This is a genomic window from Rhodococcus sp. P4_C10 (assembly GCF_056402135.1).
The window spans coordinates 25,794-42,969 of record NZ_JBFUHZ010000030.1; the positions used below are offsets into that span (position 1 = coordinate 25,794).

Consider the following 17,176-nt stretch of genomic DNA (forward strand, 5'->3'; position numbering starts at 1 on the left):
TCCGCTCTACTCACACCGCCATCATCCCTTACCGCGGCATCCGCGGCCGCATCCCACCCGCCGTCGCTAACCTGGTCGGGTGCCTGTGTTCTGTATTCGGTCCAGCCCCTCCCCCGTCGTGGCGGTCCGCACTGCCCTGGTCGCCGCGACCCTCACCGTGGTGGCCTTCGTCTCCGCGTGTGGAAGCGGCGAGGACCCGGCACCCGCGGTCATCGCCCAGTCCACCACCAAGGAGACCACCGTGCCGGTCTCCGCGATCACGACGTCGGTGCTCGACGCGGGCGCGGAGCCGCGGCAGAAGGTGACATTCCGCCCGCGCCCCGACGCCGACCAGCACGCCCGGCTGGCGACCAGTTCGACTGTGTACCAACAGATCGACGCGCAGCCGCAGCAGGACTTCTCCACCCCTGCGCTCACCACCGACCTGACCGCACGGGTGCCGGGTGGCCAGACCGACCCGGCCTTCTCGGTGGACCTGACGCTCGGCGAGATGACCGCCCCGGACGCCCGGCTCGAGGACGCACTGCGCGCCGGCGAGGGTTCGAAGGCCGGACTGACGATGCAGCCGTCGGGAGCGATCACCGCCCTTCGGCTCACCCCCGCACCGGACTCGCGGGACATCGCCCGCTCCGCGATCGAACAGGCCTTCTACCAGGCCGTGTACCGCACGGTGGCCTTCCCGGACGCGGAGATCGGCGTCGGCGCGGTGTGGACCATGCAGCAGCAGGTGATGAGCGGCATCGCACTGAACCAGACCACCACGGCCACCCTCCGCGAGCGGGACGGCGACCGGCTGACCGTGGACGTCTCGGTCAACCAGACCCCCAACTCGACGGTGTGGGACCTGCCCGGGGAGGCCGGCGAGCTCAACGTCGACACCTACTCGATGGCGGGCACCGGCACCCTCGTGCTCGACCTCGGCGTCCCGCTGCCGGTCGACGGCACCGTGACCGTCGGCGGCGAGCAGACCTACAGCGACCCGAACAGCACCACGCGACTCCGACAGAGCACCACCAGCACGGTCACGTGGTCGGCGCCGTGACGCCGCGCGGACCCGTCCTCGTCGCGGCGCTGTCGGCGGCGGCGGCGGTACTGCTGACCGGCTGCGGCACCTCCCCGGGTGGCGCGGCATCGGGCGACGAGGCGTCGCTGGCGCCGCTGCCCGCGCCCGTCGCCGCACCCCCGAACCCCGGAGCGGCGCCGATCACCGACGAGGCCAGGCTGCAGGCGGCGCTGCTGACCACCGGCCAGCTGCCGGCCGGTTTCGCCGTCCTGCCGGACCCGGTGCGGGACCTCGGCCTGCCCCCGCTGCCCGAGGATGCTGCCGCCGGATCGGAAACGGACCGGTCGAGCACCGATCCGCAGGTCTGCGCCGGGGTGCTGCGCGAGGTGGCGGACCAGTCACCGGGCGCGACGACCCGGGCCGCGTCGCGGTTCAGCGGACCCGACTTCGCGAGCATCGACACCGACGCCGCCAGCTACGCGGGCGACGGCGCCGCCCAGGCCTTCGCCCACCTGCAGGCGACGCTGGCCTCCTGCGCCGAGTACCGCGGCACCGACGCCGACGGCGTCGCCGTGCAGTACCGGCTCGGCGGGCTCGAGCAGCCCTCCGTGGGCGACGCGTCCACCGCGGTCCGGCTGGTCACCACCAGCGAGGGCTTCACGATGACCTCGGATGTGGTGGTCGCCGTGGTCGGCCCCACGGTGGTGCAGGTGGTCGCCACCGGTCAGCAGCCGGTCGAGCCCGAGGTACTGGCGGGGCTGGCCGCGGCCGCGGTGAACCGGCTGCGCGCCGGGGTCTAGAGCCCCGGACGGCCGCGCCGCGCGCCCAACGCTGCGCTGGGGGACCCGTCTCCCGCCGCGGGCGCGCAGCAGCCCACCGGCTCCGCGGACAGCTCGGTCGAGGTTTCGGCCGGGGCGAGGTGCAGGGCGGCACGCAGCGCGGCGACGGACGGGGCACCGTCGATGCCGCCGCCGTCTGCCCGGTACAGGCGGCACGACACGCTCGGCGCCGAACCGGTCTCGGAGAAGGGATCCTCGCCGTCGACGAGCAGGGTCGGCGACCCCGTCATGCCGGCTTCGGTGGCCTCGGCCTGGTCGTCGAGCACACGGTGGGTGAGCGTCACCTCGATCTGCTCGCCGGCGACCGCCGCCCAGATCCGGCGCTCGAGCAGCGGCACGTTGGGGCAGTCGGGAACCTGCAGGATCTCGAGCTTCACTGGGTCTCTCCTTTGGCATGCAAGGTCTCTGCTCCTCATGCCATCGTCCTCAACCCTGTACCCGAGTATCGAGTCAAGGCGCGACCACGGGCGGTGGAAGTGCGGACGCCTGACGACGTCGGCGACTACGGGAGGCCCTCCGGACGGCCGAATGCCGGCACCCCGTGCGGGGTGCCGGCATTCGGTTGTCGCTACTGGCGCTGGCGTCAGACGCAGGCAGGCGAGGTCAGGCTCGCGAGCTTGACGATGTTGCAGGCGTATTCCTTGGACAGCTTCCACTGGCCGTTCTCGACCACGAAGCCGGCGGTGCCCGGGTTGACCTGGCCTCCGATGTCCATGTTGACGGTCGCGGTCAGGGTGCCGTCGCCGTTGTCGAGGATCGGGTCCACGACGGTGACCTTGGCGTTCGCGGCGGTCGCGGCCGCGGCGACCTGGCCGAACAGTCCGGGATCGGACTCGCCGTCCTGCACGAGGGTGACCTTCACGGCCTCCGGGGTGGCCGGGTCGAGGCCCTTGACCAGCATGGCGTTCAGCTCGTCGGCGGTGGGCGCCGGCGGGAAAGCATCGTCGACCACGGTGGTGGTGGCCGCGGCCTTGGTCGACGTCTTGGGGGTGTCTCCACCGTCAGAGCTGCACGCGCCCAGGGTGAGTGCGGCCGCGACGGCGACACCGGCAACGAGGGTCTTGCGGAGCATCAATTGCTTGTCCTTTTCATCAGTTGAACACTTCACCTGTCACGATAGTTAACAGGAACAAAATAAGGGGTTCCTAAACGACGGCCTCACAGCAGGCTGGCCTCCGGGTCCGCCGGGGCGAGCGCCTCGTCCGCCTCCGCGAACGTCCGCGCCTGCCCAGGACCGGTCGAGCGGGTCTCGAACCGGACCGTGACAACCCCGTGGCCGCAGCCCTGCACCCAGCCGTGACCGAACTCGCTGTGGGCCACGTCCTGGCCCGGACGCCACGTCGAAGTCGACGTCGACGCTACCGGCGCCGGCGCCGGTGTCGGTACCGTCGGCACGGTTGTGTCGAGTCTCACAATGTCCGTCTCGTCCGATTCGGCCGCGGGCGCCTCACCCCGGTCCAGGTCCGGGAACAGCGAGCCCTGACGCACCGCGGACAGCCCGCCGAGCGACACCCCGACCAGGCGCACCGGGCCGATCTCCCGCGGGTCGATCACCTGTCGCTGCGCGGTCGCCACCAGGGTCTCGCGGTCCGCGGTCGCGTACGGCAGGGTCGCCGACCGGGTCACGATCGACATGTCCGACTTCTTCAGCTTCAGCACCACGGTCCGGGCGGCCCGGCCGTCGCGCAGCAGCCGGCCGTGTGCGCTGGCACCGGTCTGTTCCACCGCGGCCCGCAGCTGGTCCAGGGTCACCAGGTCCACCGCGAAGGTCGTCTCCGCGCTGACCTGCTTTGCGTCGGCACGCTCGGCCACCGGGCGGTCGTCGATGCCGCGGGCCAGCCGGTGCAGGCTCGGGCCGACCGTCGCCCCGAGGACCGAGACCACCTCCGTCTCGGAGGTGGCGGCCAGCGCGCTGATGGTGTCGATGCCGAGCCGGCGCAGCTTGTCGTCCGCCACCGGTCCGATCCCCCACAGCTTCCGCACCGGCAGCGCCTCGAACAGCGGTCCCTGCTCGTCCGGGGTGACCACCCGGACGCCGTCCGGCTTGGCCAGACCCGAGGCGATCTTCGCGATCTGCTTGCCGGCCCCGGCGCCGATCGAGGCGACCAGGCCGGTGCGGTCGAGGATCAGGGCGCGTAGTTGCTCGGCGAACTCGCGGACCTCGTCGGCGTCGGCGTCGGCGAGTTCCGGCGGCTCCCCGAACGCCTCGTCCAGCGAGAGCATCTCGAGAACCGGCATCCGGGTCCGCAGCGCGTCGAACACCGCCGTGCTCATCGTCGAGTACAGCCGCCCGCGTGGCGGCAGCACCACCGCGCCCGCCCCGACCAGCCGCCGGGCCTGGTGCATCGGCATCGCGGACCGGGCGCCGAAGGCGCGTGCCTCGTAGCTGGCGCCCGCGACCACCCCGCGCCCGCCCGCCCCGCCGACGAGCACGGGCCGGCCGCGCAGGGTGGGACGGGTCAGCTGTTCGACGGACGCGAAGAACGCGTCCATGTCGAGGTGCAGCACCCACCGTCGGGACGTGGGCGGTCTGGTCACAGTGGTGTGGGCCTCATCGCGGTGTCGGCTTCTTCGGCTTCTTCTTCGGCTGGGGCAGGACGTCCGCAGTGCGCTGGACGAACGCGTGCAGCCAGTCCGTGTCCTCGAGCCGGTCCCCGGGAATCGCGAGATGGTCCTTCGCGCCCGGATACGGCGGTGCGAGCGCCGACGCGTCGAGGTAGTCACCCGAGATCGCCGTCGGCTTCACGAAGACGGTGTCGTTGCAGATCAGCGCGACCATCTTCTCGTCGCAGTACAGCCCGTACTCGCCGAACATCGCGCGGGCGCGCACGTCCAGGGGCTCGAGCTGCCCCAGGACGTACGCGACCGTCTCCTTGCTGGTGCTCATGCGTTGCAAGCTACGCCGGTGCCCCGACAAAGGGGCACCGGCACACCTCACGCCTTGGCGATGACGACCCGGACACCCTCGCCCAGGTCGACCGCGTCGGGGCCGCCGACCTCGCCGAGCTCGAGCGTGGTCGCCAGCACCTCGCCCGCGATGAGGTCGCGGTGCCGAGCGGCCCAGTCCAGCCGGTCCTCGGGCACCTGCAGCGTGACGACGATCCGGTCCGAGATCTCCAGGCCCGCCGCGCGGCGGGCGTCCTGCAGTTCGCGGATCCGGTCCTTCGCCCAGCCCTCGGCCTCGAGCTCCTCGGTGACCGCGGAGTCGAGGACCACCAGGCCCGCGTTCTCCGGCAGGGCCGCGGTGGACTCGGGCTCGGCGGCGACCAGGCGCTGGGTGTACTCGGACGGGAGCAGCGCGATGCCGGCGGCCGTCACGACACCGTCCACCTCGGACCAGTCCCCCGCCTTGACCGCCTTGATGACCGTCTGCACGTCCTTGCCGAGACGCGGGCCGGCCGCCCGCGCGTTGACGACGAGCTCGAACTTGCCGTGGACGTCCACGTCCTCGGTCAGGTCGACCTTCTTGACGTTGACCTCGTCGGCGATGATGCCGAGGAACGGACGCAGCCGCTCCGCGTCCGCCGCCGCGACGGTCACCTCGGGCAGCGGCAACCGCACCCGCAGGTTCTGCGCCTTGCGCAGGCCGAGCACCGTCGAGCAGACCGAACGGACCTCGTCCATCGCCTCGACCAGCTCGGGATCGGACGGCAGGTCGGTGGCCTCGGGCCAGTCCGTGAGGTGCACCGAACGTCCCCCGGTGAGCCCGCGCCAGATCACCTCGGTCACCAACGGCAACAGCGGGGCCGCGAGGCGGGTCACGACCTCGAGCACGGTGTGCAGGGTGTCGATGGCATCGCGGTCCTCGTCCCAGAACCGCGACCGGGACCGGCGCACGTACCAGTTGGTCAGCGCGTCGCAGAAGGTCCGCAGCTCGTCGCAGGCACCCGCGATGTCGTTGACCTCGAGCGCGTCGGTGATCGCGTCACGGGTGGCGGACAGCTTCGCCAGGATGTACTTGTCGAGCACGTTCGGCGAATCGGTACGCCACTGTCCGGGCTTGCCCGCGTACAGCTGCAGGAAGCTCCACGCGTTCCACAGCGGCATCAGTGCCTGCCGGGAGCCCTCGCGGATGCCCTGCTCGGTGACGACCAGGTTCCCGCCGCGCAGGATGGGCGAGGACATCAGGAACCACCGCATGGCGTCGGAGCCGTCGCGGTCGAACACCTCGTTGACGTCCGGGTAGTTGCCCTTGGACTTGCTCATCTTGAGGCCGTCGTCGCCGAGCACGATGCCGTGTGCCGCAACGGTCTTGAACGCCGGACGGTCGAAGAGCGCGGTCGCCAGCACGTGCAGCGTGTAGAACCAGCCACGGGTCTGGCCGTTGTACTCGACGATGAAGTCGCCCGGGTTGTGGCCTTCCTGACCGTTGCCGCCGTCGAACCAGTCCTTGTTCTCGAACGGGTAGTGCACCTGCGCGTACGGCATCGAGCCGGACTCGAACCAGCAGTCCAGCACCTCCGGGACGCGGCGCATCATCGACTTGCCGCTCGGGTCGTCCGGGTTCGGGCGCACCAGGTCGTCGATGACCGGCCGGTGCAGGTCGGTCGGCCGCACGCCGAAGTCGGCCTCGATCTGATCGAGCGAGCCGTACACGTCCGTCCGCGGGTACGCCGGATCGTCCGAGACCCAGACGGGAATCGGGCTGCCCCAGTAGCGATTCCGGCTGATGTTCCAGTCGCGGGCACCCTCGAGCCACTTGCCGAACTGGCCGTCGCGGATGTGCTCGGGCACCCAGGTGATCTCCTGGTTCAGCTCGACCATCCGGTCCCGGAACTTGGTCACGGCGACGAACCAGGACGGCACCGCCATGTAGATCAGGGGCTGGCCCGACCGCCACGAGTGCGGGTAGGAGTGCTCGATCGTCTCGTGCCGCAGCAGCTTTCCGGCGGCCTTGAGGTCCTTGATGATCACCGGGTTCGCGTCGAAGACCTGCAGGCCCTCGTAGGGCGGCACCATCGAGGTGAACTTTCCGCCCGCGTCGAGCGGCTGCACGATCTCGATGCCGTTCGCCGCGGCGACGTCCATGTCCTCCTCACCGAAAGCCGGTGCGAGGTGGACGATCCCGGTGCCCGACTCGGTGGTGACGTAGTCGGCGGAGAGCACCCGGTGCGCGTTCTCGTGGCCCTTGCCCGGGCCGTGGAAGAAGTCGAACGGCGGCCTGTAGTCGAGACCGACCAGCTCCGAACCCTTGTACTCGCCGAGCACCTCGGGCGCGTCGCCGAGTTCGCGCGAGTAGTGGCCGACGCGGGCAGCGGCAAGCAGGTAGGTCTTGCCGTCGGCACCGGATCCATCCCCCGTCGCTTCGCTCGCCGCCCTGACGTGCACGTAGTCGACGTCGGGGTGCACCGCGATCGCCAGGTTGGACGGCAGCGTCCAGGGCGTGGTGGTCCAGATCAGCGCGTTCGCGCCGTCCAGCGGAGAACCAGGCGCCGCGATCACCATGTCGACCGTGACCGCCGGGTCCTGACGCATCTTGTACGCGTCGTCGAGCTTGGTCTCCTGGTTCGACAGCGGGGTCTGCTCGTACCAGCTGTACGGCAGCACCCGGAAGCCCTGGTAGATCAGGCCCTTGTCGTGGAGTTCCTTGAACGCCCACATGACCGACTCCATGAAGTCCAGGTCGAGGGTCTTGTAGTCGTTGTCGAAGTCGACCCAGCGCGCCTGCCGGGTGACGTAGTCGCGCCACTCGTCGGTGTAGCGGAGCACCGAGGACTTGCAGGCGGCGTTGAACTCGGCCAGGCCCATCGTCTCGATCTCGGACTTGTCCTTGATGCCGAGCTGCTTCTCCGCCTCGAGCTCGGCGGGCAGTCCGTGGCAGTCCCAGCCGAACCGGCGCTCGACGCGCTTGCCGCGCATGGTCTGGAAGCGCGGGACCAGGTCCTTGACGTACCCGGTGAGCAGGTGGCCGTAGTGCGGCAGGCCGTTGGCGAAGGGCGGGCCGTCGTAGAAGACGAACTCCGGCGCGTCGGCGCGGTTCGCCACGGACGCGCGGAAGGTGTCGTCGGCCTCCCACTCGGCGAGGACCCGTTGCTCGAGGTCCGGGAACCGGACGCCGGCAGTGGCCTTGCCACCGCCGAGGTCCACCAACGGATAAGTGGCGTCAGTCAACTCAGTACTCCCTCGTGCCCGTGCTGGCACGGGGACGACCGACGACGCCTCTGCGCCGCGGCCGCGGTACCACCCCGCTTGCCCGGGACGGCCGTGGCCGTCCGGACCTCTCGTACCGGGCTGTGACGGGCCCACCCGTTCGGTTCTACTGGGCGTTCGCGGGGGCATGCCGCCGCTGGCGCCGTTCTTCCGAAGGCTCCCCGGTGATGGCCGGATCGTCGCCGTACTGCTGTGGCCCGATTCTAGTCGGGCTCGTCAAATCGCTCCGTCGGCAGCGAGCGGTGGGTGCCGCCGCCTGCGCGCGGCGCGGAGTTGCTGCGGAGCGAGCTCACAAGCAGCAACACCGCGCCGACGACGCAGACCACGATGCATCCCCAGGCCCACACGACGGATCCGGTCAGTAGCGAGACCACCAGCAGGAGGAACCCCACCGCGGCCATCACGAGCGTCAGTACAAGCACCACACACCCCTAGGGACTGGGCCGGACCGAGCGCTAGCCGGTGCCGATCAGTTGCTTCCCTTGGCGCCGCCGAAGGCCTCCTGGCCACCGTCGACCGGGACCGCAGAACCGCGCTGCTCGAGCTCCTGCAGCTGCGACTCCAGGTAGGACTTGAGCCGCACCCGGTACTCGCGCTCGAAGGTCTTGAGCTGCTCGATCCGGCCCTCCAGCACGCTGCGCTGCTGGTTGATGGTGGCCATGATCTCGGTGTGCTTCTTCTCGGCGTCCGCCTGCAGGGCGTCGGCCTTCTCCTTGGCCTGACGCAGCTGCGTCTCGGAGCGGGTCTGGGCGTCGGCGAGCAGCGCCTCGGACTTCTGCCGGGCGTCGGTGATCATCGCCTCGGAACGGGTCCGCGCGTCGCCGACCAGCTGCTCGGAGTTGGTGCGAGCGTTGGTGAGCAGCTGCTCGGACTCGGTCTTCGCGTCGCCGGTGAGGCGGTCGGCCATCTCCTGGGCCAGGCCCAGGATCTTCGCGGCCTGCAGGTTCGCCTCTTCGGTGTTGCCACCGCGCGCGGGGGGTGCTGCCGGGGCGACCGGCGCCGCGACGACGGGAGCGGGCACCGGCTTCGGCGGCTCGACGATCCGGGCCGGCTCGGGGGCCGCGGGAGCAGCGCCTGCCGGACGCGGAGCCTTCTTGGCGTCCGCGAGCTCCTGGTCGAGCTCACCGACGCGCTGGCGCAAGTCGGCGTTCTCCTCGATCAGGCGCGAGAGCTCCTGCTCGACAAGGTCGAGGAAGGCATCTACCTCGTCCTCGTTGTAGCCCCGCTTTCCGATCGGAGGCTTGCTGAACGCGACGTTGTGCACATCAGCTGGTGTCAGCGGCATGGAAGGATCCCTTCACGCGTCTGTTGGCGGTCTAGCAAGCATTCAGTTATAGCGCATACGGTGCTGGATGTAACATTCACACTGCAAGACTGGTCCATTCTGTCACACCGGACCCGTCGACTGCGCTAGTCCCCAAGCCGTGCTCATCATGCTGCAAGCCCTTGAACGACCTGCATCAGGATGAACACGATGAATAGCAAGACCATGATTGAAAGATCCAACCGAACTCCGCCGAGGTTAACCGTCGGAATAAGCCGCCGAAGCAGCCGGATCGGAGGATCTGTGACTGTAAATATGGCCTCGAGAATGACCACCACAATGCCGGTGGGTCGCCAATCTCGGGCGAATGTCCGGATGAACTCGACGACGATGCGTCCGATCAGTAGCAGCCAGAAAACGAACAGCAGGAAGTAGATCACCGCGAACAAGGGCACTCCATCACTTTGCCTGACGCGACCGAACCAATCAAAACGAGGTTCGGCAGCGTCGCCCTACTACTCCCCGGCAAAATCAGCTACTTCTGGTTGTAGAAGCCGTTTTCGGCGATCCGCCGACGCTCCTCCGCCGACACGTCGATGTCCGCAGGTGAGAGCAGGAACACCTTTGTGGCGACCTTGTCGAACGAACCGCGCAGCGCGAACGCCAGTCCGGCCGCGAAGTCGACGAGACGCTTGGCGTCCGCGTTGCTCATCTCCACCAGGTCCATGATGACGGGAGTGCCGTCGCGGAAGCGTTCGCCGATGATGCGCGCCTCCCCGTAGTCACGGGGACGCAGCGTGGTGATCTTGGACAGTGGTCCGCCCTCGTCGAAGATTGGTGCGCGGCGGGCGTCGATGCGGGCCTCGGTCCGCGCGTCGACGGCCAGCGAGCCGCGAGTGGTGGTGGTACGGGCACCCACGCCGGCGCCGGGCCGGGGGGTGGTGCGGGTGGGCAGGGGCTCCATCCGGCGTGGTGCGGGCTGACGGTCGACCGGGTCCAGGTCCTCGCGCGCGTCGTAGCCGTCGTCGTAGCCACGCTCGACGCCGTCCTCGTAACGGTCGGCGCGAGCCGAACGCCGCGGCTCCTCGAGGTAGTCGTCCTCGTAGTCGTCGAGTGGGACCATGCCGAAGTAAGCCTTGAACTTGTGCAGAGTGCTCATCAATCGACCTTCCTTTGGCGTGGTGGACAATCGGGCCGGACGCCGATCAATACGAGGTTATCGGGCGCGAACCCAACAGGGCGGTTCCGACACGCACGCAGGTGGAACCGTACCGGACGGCCGCTTCGAGGTCGCCGGTCATCCCCGCCGACAGCGCGGTGGCCCGGGGGTGCTCCCGCAGCAGGTCCCGGTGCACACCGGCCAGCGCCTCGAACGCCCGCTCCGGGGCGGCACCGAGGGGCGGCACCGCCATCAGTCCGGCCAGCTCCAGGCCGTCCGCCTCCTCGGTCCGCGCGGCCAGTTCCGTCAGCTCGTGCCCCCGCACGCCGCCACGTGCCGGGTCCCCGTCCAGGCTCACCTGCAGCAGCACCCGCAGCGGCTCCGGACGCTCCCCCTCGGCCAGCGCGGCCGAGGCGGCCCGCGACAGCGCGTCGACGAGCCGGACGCTGTCCACCGAGTGGATCGCGTGGGCCCACCGGGCGACCGCCCGGGCCTTGTTTCGCTGCAGGCTGCCGATCATGTGCCAGCGAACCGCATCGGCGTCCTCGCCGGTTCCGGCGGACGCCAGCAGGTCGGCGAACTCGGCGACCTTGGCCGTGGCCTCCTGCTCGCGGGACTCGCCGAACTCCCGGCAGCCCAGTCCGTACAGGATCGCCGCGTCGGACGCGGGGAAGAACTTGGTCACCGGCAGCAACTGCACGTCGGCGCGGTCGCGGCCGGCGTCGTCGCAGGCCCGGTCGAGCCGGGCCCGCACCTCGGCCAGCGCCGACGCGACCTGCGACGCCCGCCGCGCCGGATCGATCTCAGGCACCCGCCGTCGACTCCATCCAGATCACCCCGGCCAGCCGGCCCGTGCGGCCCTCCCGGCGGTGACTGAAGAGCGCGCGGTCCTCGATGGTGCAGCGGGGGTCCTCCGCCACGCCCGACACGCCGGCGGCAAGCAACTGCCGACACAGCCCGGCCCGCAGGTCCAGTCCGGGCGTGCCCCTGACGGTCTTGCTGGCGCTGCCGGGAAGATGCCTCTCGACGTCCGCGCGCATGGCGGCGGGCACCTCGTACTGCCGGCCGCTGGCCGCGGGTCCGAGAAACGCGCCGATGCGCTCGACGGCGGCGCCCTTGGCGACCATCGCGTCGAGCACCCGGGGCACGATGCCGATCCGCGCCCCGACCCGGCCCGCGTGCACGGCCGCGATCACACCCGCCTCGTCGTCGGAGAGCAGCACCGGGACACAGTCCGCGCTGAGCGTCACCAACGCCAGGTTGGGCACGTCGGTGACCAGCGCGTCGGTCGCCTCCACCACCCCGTCGACCGGGCCGTCGACCACGGTGACGTTGCGGCTGTGGATCTGTTCCATCCACACCAGACGCTCGAAGGGCAGGCCGATCCCGGCCGCGAGACGACGCCGGTTGGCGTCGACCGCGGCCGGGTCGTCACCGACGTGGTCGCCCAGGTTGAACGAGTCGTAAGGGGCAACCGAGACGCCCCCGGTTCGCGAGGTGACCACCCGGCGAACCCGTACCGCGGCACTCACCGACGCATGAAGTCCGGCACGTCGACGTCGCCGTCGTCTTCGTCGACCACGGGAGCGGGGGCCCGGTTCGCGCTGACCGGGATCGGCGGGAGAGCGGATCCGCCGAGATCCCGGAACCCGCCCATCTCGCGGGCCTCCTTGGGCTGCTCGCGAGGCTCGACGGTCTCCCGCGCGGGCGGGGGGCTGACCGGCTCCTCGACGGGGGCGGCCGCCGAGCGACCGATCTCGCCGGCCCGGCCGACGCCGATGGCTCCGCGTCCGACCGCCGCGACCTGCTCGGCCGGACGCCGCACCGGGGTGCCACCGTCGAAGCCCGCCGCGATGACCGTGACCCGGACCTCGTCGCCCAGCGAGTCGTCGATGACGGTGCCGAAGATGATGTTCGCGTCGATGTGCGCCGCCTCCTGGACCAGCGAGGCGGCCTCGTTGATCTCGAACAGACCGAGGTCCGAGCCGCCGGCGATCGACAGCAGCACGCCGCGCGCACCCTCCATCGAGGCCTCGAGCAGCGGCGAGTTGATCGCCGACTCGGCGGCCTTGATGGCGCGTCCCTCACCGCGCGAGGAGCCGATGCCCATCAGCGCGCTGCCCGCTCCGGACATCACGCCCTTGACGTCCGCGAAGTCCACGTTGATCAGGCCCGGGGTGGTGATCAGGTCGGTGATGCCCTGGACGCCGTTGAGCAGCACCTCGTCCGCCGAGCGGAACGCGTCCATCAGGCTGACGGCGGCGTCGCCCAGCTGCAGCAGCCGGTCGTTGGGGATCACGATGAGGGTGTCGCAGGACTCGCGCAGCGACTGGATGCCGCTGTCGGCCTGGCCGCCGCGGCGCTTGCCCTCGAAGGAGAACGGGCGGGTGACCACGCCGACGGTGAGCGCGCCGAGCTTGCGGGCGATGCTCGCGACGACGGGTGCGCCACCGGTGCCGGTGCCACCACCCTCGCCCGCGGTGACGAAGACCATGTCGGCCCCCTTGAGGACCTCCTCGATCTCGTCCTTGTGGTCCTCGGCGGCCTTGCGGCCGACCTCCGGGTCCGCGCCGGCCCCGAGGCCCCGGGTCAGTTCCCGGCCGACGTCGAGCTTGACGTCGGCGTCACTCATGAGCAGCGCCTGTGCGTCGGTGTTGACCGCGATGAACTCGACTCCCTTGAGTCCCTGTTCGATCATGCGGTTGACCGCGTTGACACCGCCGCCGCCGATGCCGACGACCTTGATAACGGCGAGGTAGTTGTGCGGGGGCGTCATTGGCTTTCGCCTTCCGTGTGTGTGAATCGCGCTCGGGATGCCTGGCGATGCTGACGTGTACTTGTGGTGCTGACGTTACTGACGTTGACGTTACTGGTGTTGCCGGTGTTAACGGTCAAGCTGGTGCCACCGGTGGCGTCGTGTTGCGGGAAAAACCCTCAACCTCAACCATAGGCTTAGAGTTATGTCAAGTTGCTGACTAGTGCGTGACGGTATGCACGGCAACGACAATGTGCCAGCAGGCGCGCCGAACAGCGCGGCGATTTGTGCACAGGTCACGCCCGCCGGCTACCTGATCGTCGGCAGGTCGGGGCTGGAGACGTCGTACAGCTGCCCGGGCTGGCCGAGCAGCGGCAGCGCGATCGCGGCCTTGTGTTCGGAGGCATTTGCGCTCCCCCACAACAACTGTCGGCCGTCGGCCAGCGTCACCCGGATGTCGGACAGTGTCGCCGCCGAAATCTCCGTCACCTGCCCGCGCAGCGGCGCCGGCATCGAGTTCAGGGCGGTCAACGCGTCCAGGGTCGCGGGGTCGTCGTGCCCGGGCGTGGAGACCTTCAGCCGCGGCACCCCGGGCGGTGCGGGTTCGATCGAGTAGGAGACGCCGCCCCCGTCCATCAGGCGGGTCCCCTCCGGCGCGTCGTAGAACACGGCGGGCGTCCGTTCGACGACCGTGACCCGCACGGTCGAGGGGTAGACCCGTTCGACCCGGGCCTGGTCCACCTTGGCGATCCCCGCAACCCGGTTCGCCGCGCCGCCGGTGTCCACCTGCAGGAGCGGCGTGCCGACCGGGACCGCAAGGGCCGCAAGGACTTCCTCGGCCGGCACCCCGACGTTCCCGACGACCTCGATGGTGCGCGCCGAGAGCAGCGGGGTGAACCAGGCCACCGCGCCGAGCGCGACCAGGACGACCACACCCAGCGCCGCCAGGAGCAGCGGCTTGCGGTTGCGCACCCGCGCGACCCGCCGCGGGGCCGGACGCGGGGTGCGGGTGGTGCGACGCTCCCGGGGCGGGCGCGTCCTGCTCCCGGTCCGGGCGGCCGCGCCGCCGGTCACGACCGGTCCCGCGGCTGTCCGGCGTCGGGCAGGCGGGAGCGGGTGGGCGACGCGGCGAGCGCGCCGAGGATCTCCTTGCCGAGCATCGTCACGTCGCCGGCGCCCATGGTGATCACGACGTCGCCGGCGCGGGCCAGCCCGGCGACCTGCCGCGGCGCCGCCGACAGGTCCGGCTGGTAGTGCACGGGCCGGGTCACGAACTGGGCGACGAGCGCGCCGGACACCCCGGGCAGCGGTTCCTCGCGGGCGCCGTAGACGTCGAGGACGACCACCTCGTCGGCGAGGTCGAGGGCGGCGCCGAACTCCTCGGCGAACGCCACGGTGCGCGAGTACAGGTGCGGCTGGAACACCACGATCACCCGACCGCGGGCCGGCTCGCCGCCGGGCCGGACCAGTTCGGCGGCGGCGCCGAGCACGGCGCGCACCTCCGTCGGGTGGTGGGCGTAGTCGTCGAACACCCGGACGCCGTTCTCCCGGCCCGTGTGCTGGAACCGGCGGTGGACGCCGCCGAAGCCGCCGAGGCCCTCGAAGATCTCGTCGACCGGGGCGCCGACCTCCCGCGCGGCCAGGATCGCACCCAGCGCGTTCAGTGCCATGTGCCGTCCGGGGACCGCCAGCCGGAGGGTGCGGGTGCCGCTCTCGCCCGAGAGCTGGACCTCCGCGAGCCCGCCCACGTCGCGGGCCTCCCAGCTGAGCATCCGGGCGCCGAGTGGCACGTCACCGGTCGTTTCCTGCTCGCCGGTGCCGTAGCCGAGCACCCGCACCGGCAGGCCACGCGCGACCACCCGCTCGGCCAGCGCCGCCGACCCGGGGTCGTCCAGGCACGCCACGAGCAGGCCGCCGGGCTCGATCCGGTCGGCGAAGTCGTCGAAGACCTGCTCGTACGCCTCGGTGGTGCCGAAGTAGTCGAGGTGGTCCGCCTCCACATTGGTGACGATCACGACGTTCGGGTCGTACTGCAGCAGCGACCCGTCGCTCTCGTCCGCCTCCGCGACGAAGACGTCACCGGAACCGTGGTGCGCGTTGGTGCCCGCCTCGTTCAGCTCGCCGCCGACCGCGAACGACGGGTCCAGGCCGCAGTGCTGCAACGCGACCACCAGCATCGAGGTGGTGGACGTCTTGCCGTGGGTGCCCGCGACCAGCAGGGTGCGGTGCCCGTGCATCAGCGAGGCCAGCACCGCCGGCCGCAGGATCACCGGGACGCCGCGGGCCGCCGCGGCGACCAGTTCGGGGTTGTCCTTCGGGATCGCGGCGTGCGTGGTGACCACCACGGTCGGGCCGCCGGGCAGCAGGTCCAGTGCGCTGGCGTCGTGCCCGATCCGGACCTGGGCGCCGCGGGCCCGCAGCGCGAGCACCGTGCGGCTCTCCTTGGCGTCCGACCCGGACACCTCCCCGCCCCGCGCCAGCAGGATCCGCGCGATCCCCGACATGCCGGCGCCGCCGATCCCGACCATGTGCACGCGCTGCAGGTGCGCGGGCAGCTCCGAGCCACGCTGATCGGTCATCGTCTGACCTCCGACATGTCTCGTCCTTCCAACAGAGCCGAGTCCTTCGACAAAACCGCGACCTTCATGCTTTCGCGCCCTTCACCAGGTCGAGCACGATCCGTGCCACCGCGTCGGCGGCGTCGCGGTGCCCGGCACCGGCCGCCGCCGCGCCCATCGCCGCCAGCCGGTCGGGGTCGCGCAGCAGCGGGACCACCGTCTCGGCCACGTACTGCGCGGTGAGCTCGGCGTCGGCGACGATGACGCCGCCACCCGCCGCGACCAGCGGCTTGGCATTGAGTTCCTGTTCGCCGTTTCCATGCGGCAACGGCACGTACACCGCCGGCAGCCCGACGGCGGAGACCTCGGCGACCGTCATCGCGCCGGACCGGCAGATCGCGGCGTCGGCGGCGGCGTAGGCCAGGTCCATCCGGGACAGGTAAGGCACCGCCACGTACGGCGTCGCCGGGTTCACCTGCTCCACGTCGAGGGTGTTCTTGGGGCCGTGCGCGTGCAGCACCGAGACACCGGCCTCGGCCAGCGCGGCGGCCGCGCCGGAGACCGCCTCGTTGAGCGAGCGCGCGCCCTGCGAGCCGCCGAACACCAGCAGCACCGGTCCCTCGGCGGGCAACCCGAAGTGGGCCCGGGCCTCGGCCCGCAGTGCGGCGCGGTCCAGCCCGGTGATCGAGGCGCGTACCGGGATGCCGAGCACCTCGGCGTCGTGTCGGCCGCGGGCGGCGACGCCCGAACCGGGCACGGCGGCCAGCACCCGGGCGGCGACCCGGGCGCCGATCTTGTTCGCGATACCGGCGCTGGCGTTGGCCTCGTGCACCACCACCGGCACCGCGCGGCGCCGGCGCAGCAGGCCGCGGCCCGCGGCGAGGTAGGCGGGCAACGCGACGTAGCCGCCGAACCCGACGATCACGTCGGCCTGCGTGGTGTCGAGCACCTCGCGGGTGCGCCGGACCGAGTTGCGGACCCGGCCGGGCAGCCGCAGCAGGTCCATCGTGGGCTTGCGCGGCAACGGCACCGGCGGGATCAGTGCGAGCGGGTAGCCACGCTCGGGTACCAGCGTGGTCTCGAGGCCCCGCTCGGTGCCCAGCGCGGTCACCGTGACGGTGGGGTCGAGCCGGCGCAGCGCGTCGGCCACGGCCAACGCGGGTTCGATGTGTCCGGCGGTGCCGCCGCCGGCAACGACGACGGACGGGCCGGACTGGCCGGCCGAAGTGGGCGACGCGACGGGATGTTCCTCTGAAGTGCCGCTCACCTACGAAATCCTCGCTCTCCTGTTCGGCCGCTCGATCGACGCAGCCGCTCGTCTGATGATAGTGCCTGGTCGCGACGCGGATCCGACCGCCGCGGGTCGGCCGCTGCGCGGGGGTCGGTGCGCCGCCGGACCGGCGGTTGCTGGCCCGGAGCCTGCCGCCGACGCTCGCCCGGCGGCGGCC

The 17,176-nt window shown here is 71.1% G+C and carries 17 protein-coding genes; 2 read left to right on the plus strand and 15 right to left on the minus strand.

The genetic code is table 11. The features are described 5' to 3' along the window. The first annotated feature begins 118 nt into the window (after window positions 1-118). Window positions 119-1,042 (plus strand): hypothetical protein, encoded by a 924-nt coding sequence (locus AC1DWC_RS18975; protein WP_477910485.1) that lies wholly within the window; start codon window positions 119-121, stop codon window positions 1,040-1,042. After that, window positions 1,039-1,803, plus strand: a complete 765-nt coding sequence (locus AC1DWC_RS18980) for a sensor domain-containing protein (RefSeq protein ID WP_477910487.1) — start codon at window positions 1,039-1,041, stop codon at window positions 1,801-1,803. Before AC1DWC_RS18975 ends, AC1DWC_RS18980 begins: the two co-directional genes overlap by 4 nt. Here the strand turns inward: AC1DWC_RS18980 and AC1DWC_RS18985 are convergent. The 15 genes from AC1DWC_RS18985 to murG form a co-directional block, all read right to left on the minus strand. Next, on the minus strand, window positions 1,800-2,219 hold the full coding sequence (locus AC1DWC_RS18985) for a thioredoxin domain-containing protein (protein WP_477910489.1): 420 nt from the start codon (window positions 2,217-2,219) through the stop codon (window positions 1,800-1,802). The two genes, AC1DWC_RS18980 and AC1DWC_RS18985, sit on opposite strands and share 4 nt — an antisense overlap. Before the next feature lie 206 nt (window positions 2,220-2,425). Next, complete coding sequence (locus AC1DWC_RS18990) at window positions 2,426-2,914, minus strand: WKL family lipoprotein (RefSeq protein ID WP_477910491.1); 489 nt, start codon at window positions 2,912-2,914, stop codon at window positions 2,426-2,428. 86 nt (window positions 2,915-3,000) lie between these two features. Beyond that, window positions 3,001-4,335: a DNA polymerase IV gene (locus tag AC1DWC_RS18995; RefSeq protein WP_477910515.1), complete on the minus strand. Its 1,335-nt coding sequence runs from the start codon at window positions 4,333-4,335 to the stop codon at window positions 3,001-3,003. 58 nt (window positions 4,336-4,393) lie between these two features. After that, window positions 4,394-4,729: a TfoX/Sxy family protein gene (locus tag AC1DWC_RS19000; protein WP_477910493.1), complete on the minus strand. Its 336-nt coding sequence runs from the start codon at window positions 4,727-4,729 to the stop codon at window positions 4,394-4,396. Between the two features lie 47 nt (window positions 4,730-4,776). After that, a complete protein-coding gene (ileS, locus tag AC1DWC_RS19005) occupies window positions 4,777-7,953 on the minus strand; it encodes an isoleucine--tRNA ligase (protein WP_477910495.1) in 3,177 nt (1,058 codons plus the stop codon). Window positions 7,954-8,195: 242 nt separating this feature from the next. Further along, window positions 8,196-8,414, minus strand: a complete 219-nt coding sequence (locus AC1DWC_RS19010) for a hypothetical protein (RefSeq protein ID WP_477910497.1) — start codon at window positions 8,412-8,414, stop codon at window positions 8,196-8,198. Window positions 8,415-8,461: 47 nt separating this feature from the next. Beyond that, complete coding sequence (gene wag31, locus AC1DWC_RS19015) at window positions 8,462-9,277, minus strand: DivIVA-like cell division protein Wag31 (RefSeq protein ID WP_477910499.1); 816 nt, start codon at window positions 9,275-9,277, stop codon at window positions 8,462-8,464. A 146-nt stretch (window positions 9,278-9,423) separates the two neighbouring features. Then, window positions 9,424-9,711, minus strand: coding sequence for a YggT family protein (locus AC1DWC_RS19020; protein ID WP_072846261.1), 288 nt, complete (start codon window positions 9,709-9,711; stop codon window positions 9,424-9,426). Window positions 9,712-9,791: 80 nt separating this feature from the next. Beyond that, window positions 9,792-10,415: a cell division protein SepF gene (locus AC1DWC_RS19025; RefSeq protein ID WP_477843247.1), complete on the minus strand. Its 624-nt coding sequence runs from the start codon at window positions 10,413-10,415 to the stop codon at window positions 9,792-9,794. 46 nt (window positions 10,416-10,461) lie between these two features. Beyond that, window positions 10,462-11,217 carry a YggS family pyridoxal phosphate-dependent enzyme gene (locus tag AC1DWC_RS19030; RefSeq protein ID WP_477910517.1) on the minus strand — a complete coding sequence of 252 codons (756 nt, stop codon included), beginning with the start codon at window positions 11,215-11,217 and terminating at the stop codon, window positions 10,462-10,464. Between the two features lies 1 nt (window position 11,218). Continuing rightward, a complete protein-coding gene (gene pgeF, locus AC1DWC_RS19035) occupies window positions 11,219-11,947 on the minus strand; it encodes a peptidoglycan editing factor PgeF (protein WP_477910501.1) in 729 nt (242 codons plus the stop codon). Continuing rightward, window positions 11,944-13,191 (minus strand): cell division protein FtsZ, encoded by a 1,248-nt coding sequence (gene ftsZ, locus AC1DWC_RS19040; protein WP_477910503.1) that lies wholly within the window; start codon window positions 13,189-13,191, stop codon window positions 11,944-11,946. The genes pgeF and ftsZ overlap by 4 nt, the downstream gene beginning before the upstream one ends. A 288-nt stretch (window positions 13,192-13,479) precedes the next feature. Continuing rightward, complete coding sequence (locus tag AC1DWC_RS19045) at window positions 13,480-14,244, minus strand: cell division protein FtsQ/DivIB (protein ID WP_477910505.1); 765 nt, start codon at window positions 14,242-14,244, stop codon at window positions 13,480-13,482. Next, window positions 14,241-15,749 (minus strand): UDP-N-acetylmuramate--L-alanine ligase, encoded by a 1,509-nt coding sequence (murC, locus tag AC1DWC_RS19050; RefSeq protein ID WP_477910507.1) that lies wholly within the window; start codon window positions 15,747-15,749, stop codon window positions 14,241-14,243. The genes AC1DWC_RS19045 and murC overlap by 4 nt, the downstream gene beginning before the upstream one ends. Before the next feature lie 64 nt (window positions 15,750-15,813). Beyond that, window positions 15,814-16,995: an undecaprenyldiphospho-muramoylpentapeptide beta-N-acetylglucosaminyltransferase gene (gene murG, locus AC1DWC_RS19055; protein WP_477910509.1), complete on the minus strand. Its 1,182-nt coding sequence runs from the start codon at window positions 16,993-16,995 to the stop codon at window positions 15,814-15,816. Between the last annotated feature and the right edge of the window lie 181 nt (window positions 16,996-17,176).